A 17,346-nucleotide genomic window follows, 5' to 3' on the forward strand; every position below is an offset into this window, starting at 1 on the left:
TCGGCTCAGGGGCTCGGCAGAGCCGTCCGCAGACCGCTCGCCCGGTGCACCGGCGTGGTCACGGCCGTGCGCACCGCGTCCGTGGAGCCGACGACGCGCACGCACGTCTGCGCGCGCGTCACCGCCGTGTACAGCAGCTCGCGCGTCAGCAGGGGTGACGTCGCGGGCGGGAGCACGAGCGTGACCCGGGCGAACTGGCTGCCCTGCGCCCGGTGCACGGTCATCGCGTGCACCGTCTCCACCGGGGGCAGTCGGTGCGTGCGGACCCGCTGCGGCGCGCGCGGGTCGCCGAAGACCGCGACGACGCCGCCTCCGTCGTCCGCGACGAGCACGCCCGTGTCGCCGTTGTAGAGCCCGACCTCGGCGTCGTTCGTCGTGACGAGGAGCGGACGCCCCGCCACCCACGGTGAGTCGGTCGCGCCGTGCCCGGTGGCCTCCTCGACCCAGGCCTCCACCTGGGCGGCCCACCGGCCCCGTCCCGCGGGACCGCGGCGGTGCGCGACCATGACGCGGTGGCGGGCGAGCGCCGACAGCGCCCCGGCGGCGTCCCCGGCGCGCGCGGCCTCGACGAGGAGCGTGCCGGACTCGACGGCGTCGGCCCGCACGGCGGCGAGCGCCGCGTCGTCGGGCTCGCCGTCCGGGCACTCGCGGAACTCGACCGACGCCGCCCCCGCGCGCAGGAGGTCGAGGACCGCGTCGGCGTCCCCGCGGCGGACCGCGGCGGCGAGCGGCAGGATCGCCGAGTCGCTGTCCTGGCGGTGGACGGTCCGCAGCCGCACGACGCCGTTGCCGAGCGCCGCGCGGTCGTCCACCTCACCGTCCGCCGGCTCCGGCGCGCCGGCGGGAGCCGGTCCCGCGGCGTCGGCGAGAGCCGTGTCCGCGACCTGCGCGACCGCGGCCGCGGGCGGGGTCACGGGGACGCGGTCGACGAGGTCGCCGAGGACGGCGCCCGCCTCGACCGACGCGAGCTGGTCCGGGTCGCCGACGAGCACGAGCCGGGCGTCGGGACGCAGGGCCTCGAGCAGCCGTGCCATGAGCGGCAGCGCGACCATCGAGGTCTCGTCGACCACGACGACGTCGTGCGGGAGGTGGTGCTGCGCGTCGTGCCGGAACCGGGTGCTGCTGCCCGGCTTGTAGCCGAGCAGCCGGTGCAGGGTCGTCGCGACGGGCGCGCCGACGCGTGCGCGGTCGTCGGGGTCGTCGAACCCGGCCACGACCTCGCGGACCGCCTCCTGGAGGCGGGCCGCGGCCTTGCCGGTCGGCGCGGCGAGCGCGACCCGCAGCCCGGGTGCGGCCGCCCGCTCGGCGGGGGACGCGGCGTCGTGCAGGACGGCGAGCAGCCGCGCGACCGTCGTCGTCTTGCCCGTGCCCGGCCCGCCGGTGAGGACGGTGAAGCGGCGGTGGGCGGCGTGCGCGGCCGCGAGGCGCTGGCGGGCGTCGCCCGCCGCCGGGAAGAGGCGCGTCAGCGCCGCGTCCAGCCGGGCGCCGTCCACGGGCAGGTCGGGGGCGGCGAGCCGGCCGTCGACGTCGCGGCGCACCGCGAGCTCGTCGCGCCAGTACCGGTCGAGGTAGAGCAGGCCGCCGACCCAGCGCGCGGGCCGGTCCGGCGGCCCGTCCACTCCCGTCGCGACGAGCGGGCTGCGTGCCACCGCCTCCGCCCACGCCGCGGCGTCGGGCCAGGGCAGGTCGCCCGCGTCGGTGCGCACCGCGTCCTCGTCCTCCGGGAGCCGCAGCGAGCCCAGGTCGTCGAGCTGCACGCACACCGAGCCGCTGCGCACCGCGCGGACCGCGAGCGCGACGGCGAGCAGCACGCTCTCGTCGTTCTCCTGCGTGAGACGCCCGAGGCGTAGCGCGACCCGCAGGTCCGCGGACGACACGACCCGCGCCGCGTTGAACCGGGCGAGCCACGCGGGGACCCCGACGGCGAGGCGCGGGTCGCCGTCGTCGGCGGCGGTCGCCGGGGCGGGCGCCGGGCCGGGCAGGGGAGCCGTGCCGGGCGCGGACGTCAGGTGGGCGCGGGCGGTCATGCGCGGTCTCCGTCGAGCAGGGCGGACAGGGCGACGACGAGACCCGGTGGCGGCGTCCACGCGACGACGCCGTACGGCGCGCCGTCGGGACCGACGGGGGTGTCCGGGCCCGCCATGCCGCGCACGAACAGGTACGCCCCGCCCGCGAGGTCGCGGTCGGCGTCGTACCTGGGCACGCGCCAGCGCAGGTACCGGTGCAGCGCCACGAGGTACAGCACGAGCTGCAGCGGGTAGTGCGAGGCGAGCATCGCGTCGCGCGTCGCCGCGGGGTTGTAGTCCGCGACGGTGAGCGGCACGCCGGGCGGGGGACCGACGCGGTTCGTCTTGTAGTCGACGACGAGGTACCGCGCGCGGCCGTCGTCGCCCGGCACGCGCAGCACCGCGTCGATCGACCCCGTGAGGTACCCGCGCAGCGGCACGCCGTCCGACGTCGCGGCGCGCGCCCCGCTCCCCCCGGACTCGTCGGCGAGCGCGTCGAGCAGGTCGGGGTAGCGGGCGAACGGGTCGTCGGCGACCAGGTGGCGACGCAGCACGGCCGCGAGATCGCGCAGCGTCGACGGCGTCACGCCCGCCGACGCGTCGCCGCCCGCGAGCGGCAGCTCGAACTCGAGCTCGGGCAGCCGGTCGCGCGGGTGGATCTGCGCGAGGGTGCGCCCGCCCGCGACCGGGCCCAGCGGCGTGCGCAGCGCGAGGCCGAGCGCCGCGGCGAGCGCGACGGGCTCCACGCCGGGCACGCGGACCGTCGCGGCCTGCGCGCACCGCGCCAGGACCTCGGCGTCGAGGTCGGGAGCCGCGGTGTCGACGTACTCGAGGATCTCGTGCACCAGCGTGCCGAACGCCGTGCCGCCCGGCTGCCCCTCGAACGGCGACGGGACGTCGGCACCCGGCGCGACACCGAGGGCCGCGTCCGCGGCGGTTCCGGCGGCACCCGTGCCCGGCACGACGACGGCGGGCGCCTCGTCCTCGGCGGTCTCCTCCGGCTCGTCTTGGACGCCGGGGTCCTCCGGCTCCGACTCGATCCCGCCGACCGGCCCGTGGTGCGCCGCGGCGGTGAGCGCCGAGTACGACGCGCGCCGCCACTCCCGGTCGGGCAGGTGCACGGTCGTCGCGACCGCGATGTCCGCGGGCCGCTCGGCCGCGGGCGACCACGGCTCGCCCTTCGGGCGGGCGTCCACCTGCTCGACGACGACCGTGCCCCCCGAGCGCGCGGCGACCGCCTCGAACGCGGACCGGACCGCGTCGTCGCGCATCGCGTCCGGGCGCGCGTGCCGGCCGGGCTCCCCGCCGAGCAGACGGTCGGCGAGCAGCAGGCGCGTGAGCGGTCCCGATGCTGTGTTCCTCTTGGTCGGCGTCCAGTGCACGACCACCTGGTGACGGGCGCGCGTGAGCGCGACGTACAGCAGTCGCAGGTCCTCGCCCAGCTCCTCGTCGCGAGAGCGCACCCGCGCGTCGACGAAGCCCGGCGACCCCACGCCGCCGACGTGCAGCACGCGCCGCCCCGAGTCGTCGTGGAACGCGAAGACCTCCTGGTCGTCGGGCTCGAACCGGTCCCACCCGAACGGGACGTACACGACGCCGAACTCCAGGCCCTTCGCGCCGTGCACCGTGACGACCTGCACGGCGGCCGCGTCGGTCTCCAGGCGCCGCGTGCGCTCGTCCGTGAACACCGTCCCGACCTCGGCGACGCGGGCGCGCAGCCACGCCGTGAGCGCGGCCGTGCCGAGCCCGTCCGTCGCGGCCGCCTCGTGCAGCGCCTGCGTGACGTGCCGCAGGTCCGTGAGGTACCGCTCGCCGTCGGGGCGGGCCATGACGCGCGCGGTCGCGCCACCACGTGCCGCGACCTCCGCGACGGCCGCCACCCCCCGGTCCGCGAGGAGCCGCGCCCACGTGCGCACGGTGTCGCCGAGCTCGTCGTGGTCCGCGTCGCCCGCCGTCGCGAGCCGCTGCGCGTCCCACCCCACGAAGGGCGTGAGCGCGAGCGCCGTCGCGCGCCGGTGCAGCCCGGGCTGCTCCAGAGCGGCGAGCAGCGTGAGCCAGTCCTGCGCCGCCGCCGACCCGAACACGCTCGACGGACCCGACACCACCGCCGGCACGCCCAGCGCGACGAGCGCCGACCGGACCGCCTCCGCCTGCGCGTTCGTGCGGGTGAGCACCGCGACGTCGCGCGGTTCCAGAGCGCGCCAGCGCTCGCCGTCGGTGCTGCCGTCGCCGTCACGCACGCGCTCCGACCCGAGGCGCGCCGCGACGTCCGCCGCGACGTCCCGCGCGACGAGCGTGCGCGCGTCCGGCGCCGACGGCGCGGACGACCCGCCCAGCCGGTACGCACGCCGCGTGACCTGGCGAAGCCGGACCGGGACCGTGCGCTCGCCCGCGAGCCGCGCGTCCGGGTGCTGCGCGTCGACCGGCCGCACGACGATGCGCGGGTCGCCCAGCGCCGTCTCGCCCAGCAGGGCGTGCAGGCCCGCGAGCAGCGGGGCGTCGCTGCGCCAGCTCCGGCTCAGCGTCGCCGTGTCCTGCGCGTGCTCGACGGCCCGCAGGTACGTGACGACGTCCGCGCCGCGGAACGCGTAGATCGCCTGCTTCGGGTCCCCGATGAGCACCAGCGTGCGGTGGCCGTGGAACGCCGTGCGCAGGATCTCCCACTGGTCCGGGTCCGTGTCCTGGAACTCGTCCACCATGACGACCCGGAACCGCGACCGCACCCGCTCCGCGGCCGTCTCCCCGTGCTCGGGGTCCGCGAGGGCACGGCGCAGCAGCACGAGCAGGTCGTCGTAGTCGAGCAGGTGCATCGCCCGCTTGCGCGCCTCGACCTCGCGCCGCACCGTGACCGCCACCTCGTACCGCAGCGCGGCGAGCGAGCCCTCGGGGGCGTCGGGCGGGCCGAGCAGCGCGCCGTGGTCGCTCACCGCGACCCGCGCGACCTGCCGCACGTCGTGCGGCGTGAGCGGCGGGTCCGCACGGTCGGCGAAGAGCCGCACGTACAGGTCGTCCGTGACCTCCTCGACGAGGTCCGCCACGTCCGGCAGGAAACCCGTCTCCAGGTCGACGTCCGCCGCCGTCCCGAGCGCCGCGAGCATCCGCTGGCAGAAGCCGTGCGTCGTCGTGATCGTCGCCGCGTCGAGCTGGGACAGCGCGACGCGCAGGCGCTCGCGGCGGCGGTCCAGCTCGGCGTCGTCCACCGCCGCGAGGAACGCGACGAGCGCGTCGGGGTCCTGGGCGGCGTCCGCGGAGCGCAGCGCCCGCTCGGTCTCCACGAGTCGGGCGCGCACCCGGTCGCGCAGCTCCGAGGTCGCCGCGCGCCCGAACGTCACGAGCATGATCTCGGGCAGCGTCGCGACGCCCTCCGCGACGAACCGGGCGGTGAGCGTCGCGATCGTGTGCGTCTTGCCCGTGCCGGCGCTCGCCTCCAGCACGACTGTCCCCGACGGCAGAGCGCCGAACGGGTCGAACCGACGCGGGGACACGGCCGGGCCGGCCGGGGTGGTCGCCGCTGCGGGCGTCGGGCTGCTCACCGGGCACCTCGTTGCTCGTTCTCCAGCAGGGGCTCCCACACGCGACGCGCGAGCGCGCCCAGGCGGGACGGGTCGTCGGGGAACCGGGCGAGGTCCGCGGTCGTGGCCTGCCCCGCGACGTCGGGCAGCGCGGGGTCGCGCCCCCACGCGAGCACGACGTACGGGTCCGCGCGCTCGAACCCCTTGTTCCACAGCCAGCCCGCACGCATGAGGGCGTCCCGGGCGTCCGACGCGCGGCGCTCCTCCACGTACTTCAGCGACACCTCCGGCAGCAGCGGGAGGGGTTCGCGGACCGCCTCGTCGCGCAGCGCCACGAGGTCCGCGAGGACCTGCGCCGCGAGGTCCGGCGCGGGCGGCACGAGGGTCGACCACGCGACCCCGGGGCCGCGCGACGCGCGCCCGACCGTCACCGCGTCCCACGCCGGGCCGGGCTCGCTCACGGCCAGCGTGAGCCCCTGCACCCACGCGCGCAGGCGGTGCTTCGGCACGAGCCGCGAGTACTCCGTGCGCACGACGCGCCGCCCGTGGACGCCCGGCACCGTGCCGACGAGCGTGCGACCGCCCGGCAGCGGCGCGCGCACGTCGACCGTCTCGCCCGAGCCGAGGACGTCCCCGCTCACCGGCCGTCCCGCGGCCTCGTCCGCCTCGCGCGCCGCGTCGAGCGCGACCCCCCGCAGCGGTCCCACCGACTGCAGCACACCCTGCAGCGCCGCGCGGCCGAGCTCGCGCGGCGGCACCTGCCCGCGGCGCCACTCCGCCTGGAGCGCCCGTCCGGGGTCGACCCCGGCGAGCGCGGCACGCAGGACACGGTCGCCGACGCCCCAGCCCGCGAGCCCGGTGAGCGACAGCGGGAGGCGGTCGTCGACGTCGTCCTCGTCGACCACGAGCCCCACGTCGAGCGTCGTCTGCGCGAACCAGCGCGGCGCGTTCTCCAGGAGGCGGACGACGTCGTCGAGCGCCACGTCCCGCGCCGCGGTGTCCTGCGCTCCCGCGCCCGCGGCCCTGTCCTGCGCCGCGAGGTCGAGAGGCGTGGGGACGAGCACGGTGGCCGGTCGCACGTCGACCCTGTCGCGCTGCCCGCGGCGCGTGCGCTCGCGCGCCTCGACCGCCCCGGCGAACGCGGCGCCGTCGTGGCTGAACGCGCCGGGCACGCCCAGCGCCCCCGGGGTGAAGTTGCGCTCGTCGACGATCTGCAGCGGGTGAGCCGTCACGACGTGGTCGCGCACCGACCCGCCGCCCGGCGCCGTCGCGACACGGTCGAGCGCGTCGAGCAGCTCCGCGACGGGCACGGCGGGCGGGCGGGCCGCGCCGGTGCGCTCGTCGGCGCCCGTGTGCACGACGACGAGGTGGTCGCCCGCCGCGGCCACCGCGTCGAGGAAGATCTGCCGGTCCTCGCTGCGCGCGTCGCGCTCGCCGACCTCCGGGTGCCGGGCGAGCAGGTCGTCGCCCGCGGCGGCGGTCGTGCGGGGGAACACGCCGTCGTCCATGCCGAGCAGGCACACGACCCGGTGCGGCACCGAGCGCATCGGCTCGAGAGAGCACACGGTGAGGGCGCCGGTGCGGAAGCCGGCGCGCGTCGGGCGGCCGGCGAGGCGGTCGTCGAGCACCGCGCGCACGTCCGCGAGGCGCAACGGCACGGCGCCGTGCGCGGACCCGGCCGCTCGGACGTCGCCGAGGACGCGTCGGGCCGACCCGACCTGCCACGCCTCGGTGGGCGGCGCCTCGGCGAGCAGCGTGACCGCGCGGTCCAGCGCGTCGAGCCAGTGGCCCAGCGGGTGCACGCCGTCGAGGTCGTCCAGCACGAGCGTGAGCCGCTCGACGAGCTCCGCGAGACGGCCCGCGAGGTCGACGTCCGTCGAGCCCACGTCGTCCAGCGGCAGCGCGGGCCCCACGAACCGTGCGTCCTCGTCGGCCATCGCCGCCCCGAGCAGCACGCGGTCGAGCGCCGCGTCCCACGTGCCCTGCCGCACGCGCGCGTCGATGCCGAACCGGGCCCGACGACCGCCGTCCTCGCCCCAGTGCACGCCCGCCTCGACGGCCCACTGCCGCAGGCGGTCCACCTCGTCGTCGGAGAACCGGAACCGGCGGCGCACCGGGGCGCTCGCCGCGAGGTCGAGCACCTCCGACGCCGTGACCCGCCCGTCCGCGAGGCGCAGCAGCGACGCGAGGAGCGCGAGCACCGGGTTGGTGGTGCCCGCGCCGCGGTCCGCGAGGCTCACCCGCAGCTGCTGGCCGGGGTGGGCGTCCTCGCCGAGCTCGGGCACCGCGCCGAACGTGGCCGTGACGAGCGGCGCGAACGTCTCCACGTCCGGGCACAGCACGATGACGTCGCGCGCCTGCAGCGTCGGGTCGGCGGCGAACAGCCCGACGAGCGTCTCCCGCAGCACCTCGACCTGCCGTGCGCGCCCGTGGCACGCGAGGACCTGGACCGAGCGGTCGTCCGGGCCCGGGGCGAACGTCCCGTCCGGGGCGTCCGCGCGCAGCGACGCCTGGAGCGCGCCGAGCAGCGTCGCCGGGGGAGCCGGCGCGGGGTGGTGCGCCTCCGCGGCATCGTCGAGCCGCAGCTGCAGCTCGACCGCGTCGCGCGCGGTCGACGCGAGGAACGGGTGCCGTGCGAGAGGCGGGACGTCCGCGCGGCGGGGCCGGGCGCCGTCGGGCACCACGGCAGAGGTGGTGGGGAGCGTGGGCCCCTGCGCCGCGACCGCGTCCCACAGCGCGGGGGAGGGGTGGACCAGCCACAGGTGGACGTCGCGGTGCTCGGCGAGCGCACGGAGCACGCGCAGCTCGTCCTCGGGCAGCCGCGTGGGACCGAACACCGACAGGCGCGGCGGGAGGTCGACGGCGCCCGGGTCCGCGCGCAGCGCGTCCACCGCACGGGCGACGCGCGCCGCGGGGTCCGCGCCGGACACCCGGTCCAGCAGGAGGCGCCACAGCACGGGCTGCCACGCGAGGTCGTCAGGCACGGTGTCGGCGGGGACGGTGTCGGCGGGCACGACGCCGGTCCCGTCGTCGGTCGCCCGGCTCGCCGGGTCGGTGGGCCCCGACCACGCGAGCACGACGTCGGGCCGCTGGCGCGCGTAGTCGACGAGGAGGTCGGCGACGCGCCGCGCGAGCGTCAGGCGTCGCCCTCGCCGCACCTCGTCGCCCGGCTCGCCCACGTAGCGGGCCAGGGGAGCGGCCCACGGCTCCCCGAGGTGCGTGTCGAGGACCTCCAGCACGGACCACGCGAGACGTTCGGGACGCCACGGGTCGTCGTCGGGGTCCACGCCCGTGACGTCGGCCACGACCTGCTCGACGAGGCGCCGAGGACCGCGGAAGTCGACGTTCGCGCACACCCCGGAGACGCCGTCGTCCGCCCCGAGCACGTGCGAGAGCCGCTGCGCGAGCCACCGCTCCACGCCGCGCGTCGGGACCGCGACCACGTCGGGCGTGAACGGGTCCTCCGGCGGGTCGGCGAGCACGGCGGCGAGCGGCGCGACGAGCGCGTCCGCGCGCTCCGACCGGTGCACGTGCAGCAACGACGACCCCCTCCGGCGGCGACCACGCCGACCGGACGGCCGGGCGCTACGAGGAGGCTACGAGGTGCGTCCCACACCGTCGAACCGCGGTCCACGACGGCCGCGGCCGACGACGCGCCGGGCGCCTGGCGACCCTGCGCGTGCCGACCCCGACCATGCGGTTCGCTCCCGATCCGGGACCGAAACGGGAGCCGACCGCATGCTCGGCGCGGGCTCAGGCGTGCAGCGCCTGCTCGACGTCCTCGATCACGTCGAGCGGGTCCTCCAGGCCGACGGACAGGCGCACGGTCGTCTCGGCGATGCCGACGGCGGCGCGCCCCTCCGGACCGAGCTTGCGGTGCGTCGTCGTCGCGGGGTGCGTGACGAGGGACTTCGCGTCGCCGAGGTTGTTGGAGATGTCGACGACCTGGAGCGCGTCGAGGAACGCGAACGTCCGCTTCTTGAGCAGGTCCGGATCGGTCTCGGGGTCGTCGGCACCCGGCACGTCGAGGTCGAACGTCACGACCGTGCCGCCGCCCGACTGCTGCGAGCGCGCGAGCGCCTCCTGCGGGTGGGACGCGAGGAACGGGTAGCGCACGCGGGCGATCCCCGGGAGCTGCTCCAGGGCGGTCGCGACCTGCTCGGCGTGGGCGTTCTGCGCGGCGACGCGCACCGGCATGGTCTCCAGGCCCTTGAGCAGCACCCACGCGTTGAACGCGGAGAGGGTCGGTCCGGTGTTGCGGACGAACGTCTGCACGGGCCCGCCGATGTACTCCTCGGACCCGAGGATCGCCCCGCCGAGCACGCGGCCCTGGCCGTCGATGTGCTTCGTCGCCGAGTACACGACGACGTCCGCGCCGAGCTCGAGCGGCTTCTGCATCAGCGGCGTGGCGAACACGTTGTCGAGCACGACGACGGCTCCGGCCGCGTGGGCCAGGTCGGCGACCCGCCGCGCGTCGACGACGTCCTGCATGGGGTTGGACGGCGTCTCGAAGAACACGACGTCCGCGGGCGTGGAGAGCGCCTCCTCCCACTGCGACAGGACGTGTCCGTCGACGTAGTCGGTGCGCACGCCCCACTTGCGGAAGATCTCGTCGAAGATCACCACCGACGACCCGAACAGCGCGCGGGCCGCCACGATGCGCGAGCCGGAGGACACGAGCGCCGCGAGCGACGTGAACACCGCCGACATGCCCGACGCCGTCGCGTAGCACGCCTCGGCGCCCTCGATCAGACGCAGGCGCTCCTCGAACGTGTGCACCGTCGGGTTGCCGTACCGCGAGTAGACGAACCGGTCGAGCTCGCCCTTGAACGCCGCCTCGGCGTCGGCCGCGCGGTCGTACGTGTACCCCTGCGTGAGGAACAGCGCCTCGGACGTCTCCTGGAACTCGGTGCGCGCGTGGCCGCCGCGCACCGCGAGCGTCGCGGGGCGGACGCCCGCGGGCAGGGGCTTGCGGCCCGAGCCGCCCGGCACCCCGGGCAGGGCACCGGACCCGGGCACGACGTCAGGCACGGCGTCAGGGACCGCGGTCACCGCGCGACCTCGCCGTCCGCCGCACGCGCCGCGAGCGCGGCGTCGTACGTCGTGGCGGGCAGCCCGCGGACCTTCCAGCCCTCGACGTCCCGCGCGCCGGAGAACCCCTGGCCGCCCTCGAACCCCTCGAGCACGTTGTACGACGGGCCGAGCCCGGCGGCGGTCGCGGCCCGCGCGGCGCCGATGGAGCGCTGACCGGACCGGCACAGGAAGACGACGGGGCGCTCGTCGCCCGGCGTGAGACCCGCGCCGACGAGGGTGTCGAGGAACGCGGGGTTGGGGCCGAGGGGGGTGACCCACTCGTCGAACAGGACGTCGCGGCCCAGGTCCGTGGAGTCGGGCACGCCGACGGTGCGCCACTCGCCCTCGGTGCGCACGTCGACGAGCACGGCGCGCTCGTCGGCGGCGAGCAGGTCCCACGCCTGCTGCGGGGTGAGGTCGCCGGCGTAGCCGACGGCGGGGCGGGGGGTGAGGTCGCTCATGGGTCTCCTCCATCGATCGTGGCAGTAGCACCCTGCACCCGGTGCCGCGCCTCGAGAGGTCGCGACCCCGGGGGGTTGCTGCGGCGTCGACGTGCCACGTCACTCGGCCGCTCCGGATGGTTGCTCGGATCGTACGACACCTCGCGGGCCCGCCGGAACGGACGTCTCGCGTCGTGGAAGGGACGCGCGTCCCGCCGTCGTCTCGCCATGCGAGAGCCCGTGCCCACGGGTTGACACCCCGGAAGGGCTCGCACATCCTGGACGCAGGTCATGAGCGCCAGCGTGAAACCCCGGTTTGCTGGCCGGCAACCCTCCTCTCGCGGCGGGGTGCCCCGGGTGACGACCAGGCCGCCCGTCGACCGGCGTGCGGCAAGCGCGGGGAGCACCTCCCCGACACGACCTCGGAGGACCGTGCCATGACCGCTCTCGCCGACACCGCCTGTCCGACGACGCCCCCCGCCGTCACCGACGTCGCGGCCCGGCCCGCGCTCCTGCCCGTCGTCGGCAGCGACACGCTCGTCCCGCTCGTCGACGGCCGCGCCGTGCCGTACGCCAACCTCGACGTCGCCGCCTCCGCGCCCGCCCTGCGGTCCGTCGCGGACCGTGTCACCGAGGTCCTGCCGCTCTACGCGAGCGTGCACCGCGGCGCGGGCTACCTCTCGCAGGTCTCCACCGCGCTGTACGAGGCGTCGCGCCGCACCGTCGGCGCGTTCGTCGGGGCCCGCGAGGACGACGTCACGATCGTCACCCGCAACACCACCGACTCCCTCAACCTCCTCGCCGGCTGCGTCCCCGCGAACCCGGACGGCACGCCCGGCCGCGTGCTCGTCCTCGACGTCGAGCACCACGCCAACCTCCTGCCCTGGCAGCGCACGGGCGGCGCGACAGTCCTCGCGGGCGGGAACAGCGTCGCCGAGACCCTCGCGGGGCTGCGCACCGAGCTCGCCCGGTTCGACTACGCGCTCGTCGCCGTCACCGGGGCGTCCAACGTCACGGGCGAGTCCCTGCCGCTCGCCGACGTCGTGCGCACGGTGCACGACGCCGGGGCGCGCCTCGTGCTCGACGGCGCCCAGCTCGTCCCGCACCGCGGGTTCTCCCTCGCCGCCTCCGGCGTCGACTACGTCGCCTTCTCCGGCCACAAGACGTACGCGCCGTTCGGCGCGGGCGCGCTCGTCGGACGCCGCGACTGGCTCGACGCCGGGACGCCGCACCTCGCGGGCGGGGGCGCGGTCCGCCACGTCCGCGTCGACGGCACCGACTGGCAGACGGCGCCCGCGCGCCACGAGGCCGGGTCGCCCAACGTCGTGGGCGCCGTCGCGCTCGCGGCCGCGTGCGACGCGCTCGCCGCGCTCGACCCGGCCGCGCTGCACGCGCACGAGGCCGCGCTGCGCGCCGCGCTCGTGGCCGGGCTCGCGGACGTCGACGGGGTGCGGGTCGTGAGCGTGTGGCCCGACGCGACCGACCCCGTGGGCGTCGTGACGTTCACGGTCGCCGGGCACGACCCGGGTCTCGTCGCCGCATACCTGTCCGCCGAGCACGGCATCGGCGTGCGCGACGGGCGCTTCTGCGCGCACCCGCTGCTCGCGCGCCTCGGCCTCGACGAGGGCGCGATCCGCGCGTCCGTCGGGGTGGGCACGACGGGGGCGGAGGTCGCCCGGCTCGTCGACGCGGTGCGCGCCTACGTCGAGCACGGCCCGGCCGCGCGGTACGCGGTGGTCGACGGGTGCTGGGCCGTCGTCGACGACCCCCGTCCGGTGCCCGCGGGGTCCGGGCTCGAAGGCCTCGTCGCGACCGCCGCGGCCGGTCTCCTCGCGGAGGCCGCGGGCTGCGGCCCGGCCCCCGCGTAGCCGCCCGCCGACCGCCCGCCGACCGCCCGCCGACCGCCCGACGGACGGCTGTTCACGCACTCGTCGACCGACGTTCTCCCCCGGTGCGTCCCGGGCCCTTTGCGCGCGCCCCGCGGTGTGCTCTGATATGCGCTGTGCTGCACGACGTCGTCCTCACGGGGTACGGGTTCCGCCTGGAACCGCTCGCCCCGGAGCACGCTGGACCGCTCGCCGGCATCGTCGACGAGGCGATGTGGTCCGGCATGAGCACACCCCTGCCCCGCGGGCTCGACGGTATGGCCGACCTCGTCGCCGCGACACGCTCCGCGGCCGACCTGACGGGCTTCGTCGTGCGCCGGGCGGAGCCGGACGGGAGCCCCGGCGACGTGCTCGGCAGCACCGCGTTCCGCGACCTGTCGCTCGTCGACCGGCGCGTCGAGATCGGCCGCACGTTCTACGCGCGCCCCGCGTGGGGGACCCTCGTCAACCCGGTGACGAAGTGGCTGCTCATGCGGCACGCGTTCGAGACCTGGGACGTGCACCGCGTCGGATTTCGCGTCGACGCGCGCAACGAGCGCTCGCTCGCGGCGATGCGTCGTCTCGGCGCGTACGAGGAGGGCGTGATGCGCGGTCACCGCGCCGCGCCCGACGGGTCGCGCGCCGACTCCGTCGTCTTCTCCGTCCTCGCGCCCGAGTGGCCCGGGATCGAGGTGGGCCTGCTCGACCGGATCACCCGCCCGCGCGTCGTGCCCGCCCTCGCGACCCTCGCCCCCGCGCCGGCCCTGCCGCTCGCGGCGTCGTGACGCCCACCGGGCCCCGGCTGCACGACGAGGGGCCTGCACGACGAGGGGCCCCGCCGGTCGGCGAGGCCCCTCGTGCGTCGTACCCGAGCTACTACTTGAAGGCGTCCCGGACGTCGTCGCCCGCCTGCTTGAGGTTGGCCTTCGACTGCTCCGCCTGGCCCTCGGCCTCCAGGCGCTCGTCGTCCTTCGCCTTGCCGGTGCCCTCCTTGATCTTGCCCTTGGCCTCCTCGGCCGCGTGCTCGATCTTGTCGCCGAGTCCCATGGGGACCTCCTCTCGTCGGTACCACCGAACGTAGGCAGGCTTCGGCGTGCTCGCACGCGGTGAGGGGTCGCGCACGCCGTCCCCCGGGGAACCGGGCCTGTGGACGACGGCCGCGGGGTCGTGCGGCGCGGCTACGGTGACCGGGGCGCGCCGGAGCGGCGGCCGGACCGGACACGAGGGGGAGACGGGATGGTGCACGACCACGGGCCGCAGGGCACGCGCGGGACGCTCGACGACTGGGCACGGGTGCACGACGACGAGGTGCGGCGGGACCGCCGGGACGGACGCACGGGACCGCGGCGCGGCGCGGCGGAGCGCCGGTGGTCGGTCGCGCCTCGCACCGTCGTCGTCGCGTCCCGGCACCTCGTCGCCGGTGCCGCGCTCGTGCCCGTCGGTGCGACCCTCGTGCTCGGCCTCGACGTCCCTCCCGGGATCGGTGCGCTGCTCGTCGTCCAGGCGCTGGTCGGTCTGACGCTCGCCGCCACCGCGCCGTCGCTCGTCCGGGGCGGCCGGACGGTCCGCGCAGCCGTCGTGGCGCTCGCAGGCTCGCTGCTCGCGCTCGCCGTCGCCGACCTCGTGCTCCTGGCCGGGCTCCATGCCGGGGCCCGGTGGGGCGGCCTGCCCGTCCTCGCCGCGGGGCTCGTCACGACCGCGACCGGCATCGTCCTCCTCCGCGGCGCCGACGCCCGGTCGTGGGTGGCGCAGCGGTCGGTCGCCCGCGCGCGCCTCCGCTGACCCGGTGCCTCCGGGGGCGGGCGCGTCAGCGCGGGACGACGCGCCCCGCGAGATGGAGGCGGCCACGCCGGTCCCAGGCCTCGTAGGCGAGACCCGTGCCCGGGTCGCCCGCGCCGTCGGACACCGCCGCCGCGACCTGCCCGACGGCGCGCCGCACCTCCGCGGGGGCGGACCCCGCCGGGCGCAGCGCGACGTCGACCGTGCCGGGCAGCAGCACCGGCGCGGCGAACGAGACGGTCCAGTCGTACGTCTCGCCCCGCGCCGGCCCCGCCTCGGCGAGCGCCCGCGCGGCCGTGTACATGCCGTGCGCGATAGCCCGCGGGAACCCGAACGCCTTCGCCCCCAGGGACGACGTGTGGATCGGGTTACGGTCGCCCGACACGGCCGCGTACGCGCGACCCGTCCCCGCACCGAGCGACCAGCGGGCCGTCGGCAACGGCGGGACGAACGCGCCGCCCCGCGGGGCCTCCTCCTCCGCGGTCGGGACGCCGAGGTCGACCCCCTTCGCGAGGTACGTCGACACGCCCCGGTACGCGAGCGTCGTCGCAGGCAGCCCGGAGCCCCCCGCGCGCTCTGCGTCCGTGCGCTCCACCGACACCTCCGTGACGAGGTCCACCCGGGCGCCCCGGCGGTGCGGCCGCAGGTCCTGCGCCCACGACCGCACCTCGAGCGAGTCCCCGAGGCGCACCGGCCGCACGAGCGACACCGAGTTCGCCAGGTGCACCATCCCGAGCAGCGGCAACGGGAAGTCACCACGCACCATGAGCGCGGTCGCCAGCGGGAACGCGAGCACGTGCAGGTACCCGGCCGGCAGCAGCTCCGACGGCGCCTCGCCCACCACCTCGCCGTACCGCGCGACGTGCTCCGCGCTGCCGGGAGCCCCCGGCTCCGCGTCGTCGCCCGTCCGCACCCCGGCCACCCGGTACGTCACGTCCGGCAGCACCAGGTCGGGCCCGCGACCACCGGGGAGCCGGCGCGCCGCCGCGAGCCGGCCCGACGCCGCGACCCCCCGCACGTACAGACCGCCGAGACCCGGGACGGCCGGCAGCGTCTCGACGCGCGCCGGCGCCCCGACCGCCCCGGGGACGCCCGCGCCCGTCACCGGCCCACCAGGTTCTGCCCGCACACGCGCAGCACCTGACCGTTCACGCCCGCCGCACCCGGCGACGCGAGGAACGCGATCGCCTCCGCGACGTCGACCGGCTGGCCGCCCTGCTGCAGCGACGCCACCCGTCGCGCCACCTCGCGCGTCACGAACGGGATCGACGCCGTCATGTCCGTCTCGATGAACCCCGGTGCGACCGCGTTCGCCGTCCCGCCCGTGCCCTGCTCGTCGAGGAGGCGCGCGAACGCGCGCGTGTGCCCGATCACGCCCGCCTTCGAGAACGCGTAGTTCGCCTGCCCGCGGTTCCCCGCGATACCGCTCGTCGACGCGAGCGACACCACACGCGGCGCCCCCGAGAAGCCGTTCGCCCCCAGCAGGTACTCCGTGATCCGCAGCTGCGCCGCGAGGTTCACCGCGACCACCGCGTCCCACTTGTCCGCAGACATGTTGGCGAGCAGCTTGTCGCGCAGGATCCCGGCGTTGTGCACCAGCACGTCCAGACCGCCGTGCCGCGCCCGCGCGTGCTCGAGGATCCGCGCGCCCGCGTCGTCGGCCGTCACGTCGAGCTGCAGCGCCGTGCCGCCGATCTCGTTCGCCACCGCGGCGAGCGACTCGCCCGCAGCCGGCACGTCCACGACGACCACCTTGGCGCCGTCGCGCGCCAGCGTCCGGGCCACCTGCGCACCGATCCCGCGCGCGGCCCCCGTGACGACCGCGACCTTCCCCGCAAGGGGGTGCTCGGGTCCGACGGTGTCGGGTCCGGCGGGGGTGGCGGCGTCGGGTCCGGCGGGGGTGGTGGGCTCGGGTCCGGCGGGGGAGGCGGCGTCGAGGCTCGGGCTACCATCCGGAGCCCTCGTTCCTCGGGCTCCTCCCGCCAGGCCCGCCACGCCCTTCGCCTCCGACGCCGCCGCCCCCGCCTCGGCGGCCGTCTCGCCTGCCGAGGGAGAACCCTGGTCGACGCCTGAGGGGTCGCCGACGCGCAGGAGCTGGCCGTCGACGAAGGCGGACTTCGCGGAGAGGAAGAAGCGGAGCGTCGCGAGGGCGCTGGGGCTGTCGACGGCGGCGCCGTCGGTGAGCTGGACGCCGTTGCCGGTCGCGCCGTAGCGCAGCTCCTTGGCGACGGAGCGGAGGAACCCGTCGACGCCCTCGCGGGCGGCGGCGAGCTCGGGGGCGTCATCGGCGCCGGGAGCGCGGGAGACCGTCACGACGCGCCCGTTGGGAGCGAGGCGTCGCAGGTTCGCGGACAGCGCCATGACGGGCGCGGAGGTGTCCTCGGGGCGCTCGATGCCGCTGAGCACGACGACGATCGCACCCCACCGGGCCTGGTCGTCCGGGGACTGGCGGACGTCGAGGTCCCAGGCGAGCAGCGCCGTCGCGACGCGGTCCGCGTCGTCGTGCACGCCGGGCGTCCCGCCGAGGACGAGCACCGGCCCGACGGTGAGCGGGTCGCCCGCGCGGTGGCGGCGCAGGGCGGCGGGGCGCGGCAGGCCGAGCTTCTTCGCGAGGGTCTTGGTGAAGCCGGAGTTGACGGCCTTGACGTAGGAGTCGGTCACGGGGGTGGTC

The 17,346-nt window shown here is 77.2% G+C and carries 11 protein-coding genes and 1 riboswitch; of the genes, 3 read left to right on the forward strand and 8 right to left on the reverse strand.

All coding sequences use genetic code 11. The features are described from left to right. Positions 1 to 5: 5 nt before the first annotated feature. From recD to LGQ04_RS01095, 5 genes are all read right to left on the reverse strand, one after another. Entirely contained in the window at positions 6 to 2,027 is a 2,022-nt protein-coding gene (gene recD, locus LGQ04_RS01075; protein WP_229241628.1) for an exodeoxyribonuclease V subunit alpha, read from the reverse strand. After that, complete coding sequence (locus tag LGQ04_RS01080; protein WP_229241629.1) at positions 2,024 to 5,539, reverse strand: UvrD-helicase domain-containing protein; 3,516 nt, start codon at positions 5,537 to 5,539, stop codon at positions 2,024 to 2,026. The genes recD and LGQ04_RS01080 overlap by 4 nt, the downstream gene beginning before the upstream one ends. Next, complete coding sequence (gene recC, locus LGQ04_RS01085) at positions 5,536 to 9,048, reverse strand: exodeoxyribonuclease V subunit gamma (protein ID WP_229242359.1); 3,513 nt, start codon at positions 9,046 to 9,048, stop codon at positions 5,536 to 5,538. Before recC ends, LGQ04_RS01080 begins: the two co-directional genes overlap by 4 nt. A gap of 223 nt (positions 9,049 to 9,271) precedes the next feature. Beyond that, complete coding sequence (locus tag LGQ04_RS01090) at positions 9,272 to 10,537, reverse strand: O-succinylhomoserine sulfhydrylase (RefSeq protein ID WP_372469928.1); 1,266 nt, start codon at positions 10,535 to 10,537, stop codon at positions 9,272 to 9,274. Between the two features lie 29 nt (positions 10,538 to 10,566). Next, positions 10,567 to 11,052 (reverse strand): rhodanese-like domain-containing protein, encoded by a 486-nt coding sequence (locus tag LGQ04_RS01095; protein WP_229241630.1) that lies wholly within the window; start codon positions 11,050 to 11,052, stop codon positions 10,567 to 10,569. Positions 11,053 to 11,318: 266 nt separating this feature from the next. Then, positions 11,319 to 11,434, forward strand: a riboswitch (SAM riboswitch). 34 nt (positions 11,435 to 11,468) lie between these two features. Between LGQ04_RS01095 and LGQ04_RS01100 the strand changes: the two genes are divergently transcribed. Together LGQ04_RS01100 and LGQ04_RS01105 are read left to right on the forward strand one after the other, a co-directional pair. Beyond that, the gene (locus tag LGQ04_RS01100) at positions 11,469 to 12,899 is read left to right on the forward strand and encodes an aminotransferase class V-fold PLP-dependent enzyme (protein ID WP_229241631.1); all 1,431 of its coding nucleotides are present in this window, start codon (positions 11,469 to 11,471) and stop codon (positions 12,897 to 12,899) included. 134 nt (positions 12,900 to 13,033) lie between these two features. Then, positions 13,034 to 13,681, forward strand: coding sequence for a GNAT family N-acetyltransferase (locus LGQ04_RS01105; RefSeq protein ID WP_229241632.1), 648 nt, complete (start codon positions 13,034 to 13,036; stop codon positions 13,679 to 13,681). 91 nt (positions 13,682 to 13,772) lie between these two features. Here LGQ04_RS01105 and LGQ04_RS01110 read toward each other — a convergent pair whose 3' ends face one another. Further along, positions 13,773 to 13,943 carry a CsbD family protein gene (locus tag LGQ04_RS01110; RefSeq protein WP_229241633.1) on the reverse strand — a complete coding sequence of 57 codons (171 nt, stop codon included), beginning with the start codon at positions 13,941 to 13,943 and terminating at the stop codon, positions 13,773 to 13,775. Positions 13,944 to 14,132: 189 nt separating this feature from the next. On the opposite strand from LGQ04_RS01110, the gene LGQ04_RS01115 reads away from it, so the two are divergent. Then, complete coding sequence (locus LGQ04_RS01115) at positions 14,133 to 14,678, forward strand: hypothetical protein (RefSeq protein ID WP_229241634.1); 546 nt, start codon at positions 14,133 to 14,135, stop codon at positions 14,676 to 14,678. A 25-nt stretch (positions 14,679 to 14,703) separates the two neighbouring features. Here the strand turns inward: LGQ04_RS01115 and LGQ04_RS01120 are convergent, their stop codons facing one another. Together LGQ04_RS01120 and LGQ04_RS01125 are read right to left on the reverse strand one after the other, a co-directional pair. After that, positions 14,704 to 15,804 carry a MaoC/PaaZ C-terminal domain-containing protein gene (locus LGQ04_RS01120; protein ID WP_372469871.1) on the reverse strand — a complete coding sequence of 367 codons (1,101 nt, stop codon included), beginning with the start codon at positions 15,802 to 15,804 and terminating at the stop codon, positions 14,704 to 14,706. Further along, on the reverse strand, positions 15,777 to 17,336 hold the full coding sequence (locus tag LGQ04_RS01125) for a 3-oxoacyl-ACP reductase (RefSeq protein WP_229241635.1): 1,560 nt from the start codon (positions 17,334 to 17,336) through the stop codon (positions 15,777 to 15,779). Before LGQ04_RS01125 ends, LGQ04_RS01120 begins: the two co-directional genes overlap by 28 nt. Positions 17,337 to 17,346 lie beyond the last annotated feature (10 nt).

Origin of the sequence: Cellulosimicrobium marinum (assembly GCF_020551945.1) — a bacterium.
Lineage (GTDB): Bacteria > Actinomycetota > Actinomycetes > Actinomycetales > Cellulomonadaceae > Cellulosimicrobium > Cellulosimicrobium marinum.

Coding starts and splice junctions, on each gene's coding strand:
- recD (WP_229241628.1), bottom strand. CDS start 2,027: ATGACCGCCCGCGCCCACCTGACGTCCGCGCCCGGCACGGCTCCCCTG.
- LGQ04_RS01095 (WP_229241630.1), bottom strand. CDS start 11,052: ATGAGCGACCTCACCCCCCGCCCCGCCGTCGGCTACGCCGGCGACCTC.
- LGQ04_RS01100 (WP_229241631.1), top strand. CDS start 11,469: ATGACCGCTCTCGCCGACACCGCCTGTCCGACGACGCCCCCCGCCGTC.
- LGQ04_RS01110 (WP_229241633.1), bottom strand. CDS start 13,943: ATGGGACTCGGCGACAAGATCGAGCACGCGGCCGAGGAGGCCAAGGGC.
- LGQ04_RS01115 (WP_229241634.1), top strand. CDS start 14,133: ATGGTGCACGACCACGGGCCGCAGGGCACGCGCGGGACGCTCGACGAC.